This is a genomic window from Pseudomonas agronomica (genome assembly GCF_025917275.1).
Lineage (GTDB): Bacteria > Pseudomonadota > Gammaproteobacteria > Pseudomonadales > Pseudomonadaceae > Aquipseudomonas > Aquipseudomonas agronomica.
The window spans coordinates 1-7,515 of the sequence record NZ_JAOSHO010000247.1 but is presented as its reverse complement, the minus strand read 5'-3'; the positions used below and the strand labels follow the sequence as shown (position 1 = coordinate 7,515).

Here is a 7,515-nt window from a genome sequence, read left to right as displayed (position 1 = left end):
GGCGCGGGGCAGCGGCATGTTGTTGCACTTCAACGCCTTGTTCGAAGGCCTTGCGGTCAACCCGGCCGGCGACCACCTCTGGCTGGCGGCCGAGCGTGAACGCCGTGGCCTGCTGTTGATCAAGCGCCAGCAAACGGTATGGGACTGCGACGGCAATTGCGTGCTGCTCAGCGAAGCGGGGCAGGAAATGCAGCCGCCGCAATTTCCCAAGGCCAAGGCGGTTTCCCGGGATTTCGCCGATCTGTCATTGTTCGACGGCAAGCTGTTCACCCTGGAACGAAACGCCTATCAGATCTGCCGGCGCGACCCGCAGACCGCCATGGTCGAGCGCTGCTGGTCGTTCGCTGCCGAGGCGCTGCAGGATAATCGTCGTTACTCGCAAGCCTATGGCCTGGCCGAAGCGCTGGTGGTGGACGCCCAAGGCGCCTGGATTGGCCTGGACAACAACGACGGTGCCCGTGCCGATGGCGAGCGGCGGCCCATCATCTGGCGCTTCGCCGCGCCGGACGGTGGCTGGGGCGCCTCGCCATGAGTGGGCTACCGCTGGGCACGAATGCCCCGGAAGAATTTGAATTTACCCAGCGCGATGGCACCACGCCGTTGCGCCAGACAACGAACTTGATGAGGCCCGCATGAGCGATATTCTTGCAGACAGCTTGGACGGCGTAGAGCGCCGATCGCTGGCTGACTTCACCGAAAATGCCTACCTCAACTACTCCATGTACGTGATCATGGACCGCGCCTTGCCGCACATCGGCGATGGCTTGAAGCCGGTCCAGCGACGGATCGTCTACGCCATGAGCGAGTTGGGGCTGGATGCCGATTCCAAGCACAAGAAATCGGCGCGTACCGTCGGCGACGTGCTCGGCAAGTTCCATCCCCACGGCGACTCGGCCTGCTACGAAGCCATGGTGCTGATGGCCCAGCCGTTCAGCTATCGCTACACGCTGGTGGACGGGCAGGGCAACTGGGGTGCGCCGGATGATCCCAAGTCCTTCGCCGCCATGCGCTACACCGAGGCGCGGTTGTCGCGCTATTCCGAGGTGCTGCTCAGCGAACTGGGCCAGGGCACCGCGGACTGGGGTCCGAACTTCGACGGCACCCTCGACGAGCCCCTGGTGTTGCCGGCACGTTTGCCGAATATCCTCCTCAACGGCACCACCGGTATTGCCGTGGGCATGGCCACCGATGTGCCGCCGCACAACCTGCGGGAAGTGGCGACGGCGTGCGTGCGGTTGCTGGACGAGCCGAAAGCCACGGTGGAGCAGCTCTGCGAGCACATTCAAGGCCCGGATTACCCGACCGAAGCGGAAATCATCACGCCCCGCGCCGACCTGCTGAAGATCTACGAGACCGGTCGTGGCTCGGTGCGCATGCGCGCCGTGTACCACATCGAAGACGGCGACATCATTGTCACGGCGCTGCCGCACCAGGTGTCCGGGGCCAAGGTCCTGGAGCAGATTGCCGCGATGATGCAGGCAAAACCGTCGAAAGCGCCGCAAGTGGCCGACCTGCGCGACGAGTCCGACCACGAGAACCCATGCCGCATCGTGATCATCCCGGTCAACAGCCGGGTCGACCACGAAGCGTTGATGCAGCACCTGTTCGCCAGCACCGACCTGGAATCGAGTTATCGGGTCAACATCAACATCATCGGCCTGGACGGCAAGCCTCAGCTGAAGAACCTGCGGGCACTGTTGGTGGAATGGCTCGAATTCCGGGTCAAGACCGTACGCCGACGCCTGCAATTCCGCCTGGACAAGGTCGAGCGCCGCCTGCACCTGTTGGACGGCTTGTTGATCGCCTACCTCAACCTGGATGAAGTGATCCATATCATTCGCACCGAGGAGCACCCCAAGGCCAAGCTGATCGAGCGTTTTGCCCTGAGCGAAATCCAGGCTGACTACATCCTCGATACCCGCCTGCGCCAGTTGGCCCGCCTGGAAGAGATGAAGCTGCGTGCCGAGCAGGACGAGCTCCTCAAGGAGCAGGCCAAGCTGCAAGCCTTGTTGGGCAGCGAAGCCAAGCTCAAGAAACTGGTGCGCACCGAGCTGTTGAAGGATGCCGAAACCTACGGCGACGACCGTCGCTCGCCGATCGTCGAGCGCGCTGAAGCCAAGGCGTTGAGCGAACACGACCTGCTGCCGAACGAGAAAGTCACCGTCGTGCTCTCGGAAAAAGGCTGGGTACGCTCCGCCAAAGGTCACGATATTGACGCCGCCGGGCTTTCCTATAAGGCCGGGGATGGTTTCAAGGCCTTGGCGCCTGGGCGCTCGAACCAGTTCGCGGTGTTCATCGACTCCACCGGGCGCAGTTATTCGGTGCCGGCCCACACCTTGCCATCGGCCCGTGGCCAGGGCGAACCGCTCACCGGTCGTCTGACGCCACCGCCGGGTGCAACTTTTGAGTGCGTGCTGATGCCTGATGATGACGGGCTGTACGTAATTGCGTCGGACGCCGGTTACGGGTTCGTCGTCAAGGGTGAGGACCTGCAAGCCAAGAACAAGGCGGGCAAGGCGTTGTTGAGTCTGCCGAACAACGCCAAGGTCATCGCACCGCGTCCGGTCATCGATCGCGAGAACAACTGGCTGGCGTCGGTGACGACAGAAGGGCGGTTGCTGGTGTTCAAGATCAGTGACCTGCCACAGCTCGGCAAAGGGAAAGGCAACAAGATAATCGGAATTTCCGGCGAACGGGTGGCGAGTCGCGAGGAATATGTCACGGATATTGCAGTGATACCGGAGGGTGCCACGCTTGTGCTGCAGGCTGGAAAGCGTACGCTTTCATTGAAAGCGGACGATCTTGAGCATTACAAAGGTGAACGCGGTCGGCGGGGCAACAAGCTTCCAAGGGGTTTTCAGCGAGTGGATGCGCTGCTCGTCGAAAACCTCAATTGAGCGTGCTAGAGGGCTCGGTCTGCGATTAAATGCCGCAGATCGGAGTTTTGGCGCTGGAGTCGGGACGCATATTCACGGATGATAGGCCCTTTCAAGCGCCGGCGTGGCCGAGCGTTCTTCATAATGACCGAGTATTTTTCACTGTGGTAAGCCTTGTGGCCGCCACCTGGACGAGACGATGACTGCTCTGCGCCTTCCTATTTTGTGGCTCGCCGGCCTGCTTGGCCTGGCGGGCTGCAGCATGAACCAGCCGGTGTCGCTGTACCAACTGGACAGCGGTACTCCGGCCCAGCCTGCGCAAAGCACAGGCATGGCCGTGTTGCTTGGCCCGGTTCTGATCGCTGACTACCTGCAGCGTGAAACCCTGTTGCAACGCCAACCCGACGGCAGCCTGCAAGCCGCCACTGATGGTCGTTGGGCTGGCAGCCTGTCTTCCGATATCGATCAATTGCTGTTGCGCCAGGTTGCCGGACACCTGGACAGCCAGCGTGTGGTGCTGGCCCCGGCCAACCAAGGGTTCACCCCGGATGTACAAGTCTTGTTGTCGATCACCCGGCTGGATTCTGGCAAATCCCAACCCGCCGTGCTCGATGCCCAGTGGCGCCTGATCGACCGTCGCGGTACGGTTCGCGAGAACCGCATCGTTCACCTGCAAGAACAACATGCAGGTACGACCGCTGCGCAGGTCCAGGCACAAGGCGTGCTCTTGCAACGCCTGGCCGAGCAATTGTCCGTGTCCCTCAAACCCCTGGCCAACCAGCCACCTATCGCGGAAGTCCCGCGCAAGACGGCTCCGGCCCCGGCGGCCAAGCCGGTTGAAAAGGAAAAGGACAAGATCCCCATGGCCTTGCCGATTCGTACGGACATGGAAGTGTTCCGGTTCTGATGGTTTGAAATGGATACAAGACAAAGCCCGCGTTGATGCGGGCTTTGTTGTTTCCGTGATGCCTGGATTCTTATTCCAGGAGAATGTCAGGCAAGATGAGGGCCCGGTGCATCAGGCCTCCCCCTATAACGACAAGGACGAGTTAAATTTCCATGAAAACAACTGCCAGTTGCACATTTCAGATCACGGGCTGGGACGAGAAGCCGTCTCAAATTCTTGAGGGCGCGCCAAAACTCTCACATGCGAAGATCACGCAGTCGTATTCCGGGGCTATCGAGGGCACCAGTAGCGTCGAATACCTGATGTCCTATAGCGCTGACGGTACAGCGTGCTTTGCGGGTTTTGAGCGGGTTTGTGCGTTGGTGGCAGGAAAGCGCGGAACATTTGTTGTCCGGCATTCGGGATCATTCTCCGAGGGAAAGGCACGCAGTACTTGGAGTGTCGTAGAGGGCGCCGGCACTGGCGATCTGGTCAATCTGAGCGGCAGTGGCAGCTACGTGGCTGGCCATGGTGAGCTGGCGCAAGTGTCATTTGAGTATTCGTTTGAGCCTGAGCGCTAAAGTGTGTCGGGTGGACGCGACTCTGTAGTCTGGTTTTTCGCTGTCTATCCTGACGCCTTCGCGAGCAGGCTCGCTCCCACGGGATTCCTCATGTGCGAGCCTGCTCGCGAAAAGGGCAATAAAAAACCCGCAGATAATCACTCATCTGCGGGTTTTATTATTTCAGCATCGAGGTATCAGGCCTGACGCTCATGCATCCGCGCCAGTTGCCGCTCCAACATCGACGGATAAGGCTCCATCAACCGTTCCACGCAACAAGCGCCTTCAGGGCTGGCGATGGGGCGAATGCGCGCGCGTTGACGGATCAGCGCGTCGTCATTGATCTTGCGCTCCACCAGCAACAAGTTGCGGCTGTGCTGGGAGAGGGCCAATGCGTCCTGGGCGGTTTCGGTCAGCAGCAGGTCGATCTGGCTCAAGCCGTACAGCCCATCGCCCAAGGTCAGGCCCAGTTGCAATTGCAGGGTGATGCCGCTGTCGGCGACTTCGATTTGCAACTGATGACCCAGCGCCCGCAGCAGTTCACCGCAGCAGATGGCATTGGTGAGGTAGTCGTCGCCGCTGTCCTCGGTGTGGAACAGCATCAGCGTGCTGCCGTCATTCAAAGTGTGCAGTTCGCCTTGATAAAGCGATGCGGCTTGATCGAGGCAGTCGCGATAGCGTTCGAGCAGCTCCTTAAGGCGCGCCTGGGGCAGGCGGCGCAATTGATCCTGGGCGCCCAGTTGTACGGCCAGCACGGCGCTGTGCTGAGGCAGGTTCGAGGCGACAGGGCGGACCGCTGGTTGAGGGGCTCCGGCCACCGAGTCGTCTCGCAAGTCGGCAAAGGCGTCATCGTCTTCTTCGTCTTCGACCGCACGCACCACATGACGCGGCGCCGGGCGCGAGGCCGGCATCGGCGCGCTTTCGTCGAAGCCCGGGTCACGCAGGTTGCGGACCTCGAAGCTTGGCTCGGCATCGTCTTCGTCGACATAATCGATGTCTTCAGGTTCCGGCACAGGCTCCGGTTCCGGTGCGAAGCTGGCGTGAAGTTGCCGGGCCAGGTCGCCGATTTCGTCCTGGCGCTGGGTGGCCGGCGTGTGTTCGTCGATGTCCCGCAGCCAGACGCGCAATTGCAACAGTGGCGTGGAGATGTGCCGTCCCAGGCGCAGGCTCAAGGCCAGTGCCAGCGCCAGCAGGATTGCGCTGAGGATGCCCATGCTTTGCAGGCTGATGGTCATCGGTTGCTGGAACTGATCCATGTCCAGGCTGATGCGCAGTTGCCCGGCCGTCACGTCCTGGAAGGTGATCTTGCTCTGGTACATGCCGCCGGTCTCGCCCAGCAGGCCAGGTTTGGGACGCTGGCCGGCCTCGGCGAGGATGCGGTTGTCCACGCTGTAGATGGCGGCGTGGGCGACCAGTTTGTTCTTGGTCAGGTTGTTGAGCAGCACGTTGAGGCTGAGGATGTCGTTGGACACCAGCAGCTCGGTGGCGGACGTGGCGGTCTGGGTGGTCAGGCTTTCGCCCAGGGCATCCGCCTGCTCGTGCATGGCCTGCTTGAATTGCAGGCCCATCACGCAGGCATAGATGACCAGGGCCAGGGCGACCAGGATCACGTTATGGCTGGCGATGCGCAATGCAATCGGCACGCGACGATGGCGCAATGCACGGAAGATCAGCAGGAAGAAATTGTCGGTTTTGACTGGCGTGGGCCGGTTCACTGAGCTCGGCTCTTTGTCCGTGAAATTGACGCGCAGTATAGCGACAGGCCCATGACCGGCAAAGCACTGGCGGTGCCCGATGGTCACTGAATGTGGGTAGAATGCGGTTTTTTTCCACCTGCGGGGGTGCGCCTTGCGCGAAATCGTCCTGATAAACATCACTGGCAGCGACCGTCCGGGTCTGACTGCGGCCATTACCGGCGTTCTGGCCCAGGGTGGTGTGAACATTCTCGACATCGGTCAGGCGGTAATCCATGACACGCTGTCGTTCGGCATCCTGGTTGAAATCCCGGACGCCGAACAGAGCAAGTCGGTGCTCAAGGACATCCTGTTCACGGCCTACAAGCTCGACCAGCAGGTGCGTTTCACGCCGGTGTCCGAAGCCGACTACCAGCATTGGGTGGCCGGCCAGGGCAAGAAGCGCCATATCGTGACACTGCTGACCCGCAAGGTGACCGCCGAGCAGTTGCAGCGCGTCAGTTCGATCACCGCCCAATACGGGCTGAATATCGACCACATCGACCGGCTCTCCGGGCGCATGCCGCTCGATACCCCGGCTGACCAGGGCAAGGGGTGCATCGAATTTTCCGTGCGCGGCGAACCGGCTGATCCTCAAGCGTTGCGCGCCGAGTTCCTCAGCGTCGCTCAGGAACTGAACGTCGACATCGCTTTCCAGGAAGACTCTCTGTTCCGTCGCAACCGCCGCCTGGCGGTGTTCGACATGGACTCGACGTTGATCGAAGCCGAAGTCATCGACGAGCTGGCCAAGGCGGCGGGCGTGGGCGACAAGGTTTCCGCCATCACCGAGCGTGCCATGGCCGGTGAGCTGGATTTTCGCGCCAGTTTCAAGGAGCGCCTGGCATTGCTCAAGGGGCTGGACGTCAGTGTGCTCGACTCCATCGGCGCCTCGCTGCGCCTGACCGAGGGCGCCGAAACCCTGTTCGCCGAACTCAAGCGCCTGGGCTACAAGACCGCCATCCTGTCTGGCGGCTTCACTTATTTTGCCAAGCAATTGCAGGCCAAGCTCGGTATCGACTACGTGTTCGCCAACGAACTGGAAGTCGTGGATGGCAAGGTCACCGGGGTTGCCGTCGAGCCGATCGTCGATGCCCAGCGCAAGGCAGACTTGTTGCGCGAATTGGCCGAGAAGGAGGGCCTTCGCCTGGAGCAGACCATTGCCGTGGGTGACGGCGCCAACGACCTGCCGATGCTGGCCATTGCCGGCTTGGGCGTGGCATTCCGGGCCAAGCCGTTGGTCAAGCAATCGGCCCGGCAGGCGATTTCGACCTTGGGGTTGGATGGGGTGTTGTACTTGCTGGGTTTCCGCGATCGCGACGGACAGGTTTGAGCAATTTGCCAACTTGATTCGGTGCATCCGTGGCGAGGGAGCTTGCTCCCGCCGGCCCGCGTAGGAGCTGCCGAGCGAAGCGAGGCTGCGATCTTTCCAAGACCCATCGAGTCTTCAAGCGAAAGATCAA

The 7,515-nt window shown here is 61.3% G+C and carries 5 protein-coding genes and 1 pseudogene; 5 read left to right on the top strand and 1 reads right to left on the bottom strand.

The window, feature by feature from the left end; all coding sequences use genetic code 11:
- The 4 genes and pseudogenes from OC610_RS17120 to OC610_RS17105 all read left to right on the top strand — a co-directional run.
- Window positions 1-532, top strand: a pseudogene (locus OC610_RS17120) (DNA topoisomerase IV); the annotation flags it as partial.
- A gap of 100 nt (window positions 533-632) precedes the next feature.
- Window positions 633-2,897 carry a DNA topoisomerase IV subunit A gene (gene parC, locus OC610_RS17115; protein WP_264429270.1) on the top strand — a complete coding sequence of 755 codons (2,265 nt, stop codon included), beginning with the start codon at window positions 633-635 and terminating at the stop codon, window positions 2,895-2,897.
- 178 nt (window positions 2,898-3,075) lie between these two features.
- Window positions 3,076-3,783 (top strand): PqiC family protein, encoded by a 708-nt coding sequence (locus OC610_RS17110; protein ID WP_264429269.1) that lies wholly within the window; start codon window positions 3,076-3,078, stop codon window positions 3,781-3,783.
- A gap of 152 nt (window positions 3,784-3,935) precedes the next feature.
- A complete protein-coding gene (locus OC610_RS17105) occupies window positions 3,936-4,343 on the top strand; it encodes a DUF3224 domain-containing protein (protein ID WP_264429267.1) in 408 nt (135 codons plus the stop codon).
- Between the two features lie 176 nt (window positions 4,344-4,519).
- Here OC610_RS17105 and OC610_RS17100 read toward each other — a convergent pair whose 3' ends face one another.
- Window positions 4,520-6,037, bottom strand: a complete 1,518-nt coding sequence (locus OC610_RS17100) for an AhpA/YtjB family protein (RefSeq protein WP_264429265.1) — start codon at window positions 6,035-6,037, stop codon at window positions 4,520-4,522.
- A gap of 133 nt (window positions 6,038-6,170) precedes the next feature.
- Between OC610_RS17100 and serB the strand changes: the two genes are divergently transcribed.
- Window positions 6,171-7,385, top strand: coding sequence for a phosphoserine phosphatase SerB (serB, locus tag OC610_RS17095; RefSeq protein WP_181291014.1), 1,215 nt, complete (start codon window positions 6,171-6,173; stop codon window positions 7,383-7,385).
- Window positions 7,386-7,515 lie beyond the last annotated feature (130 nt).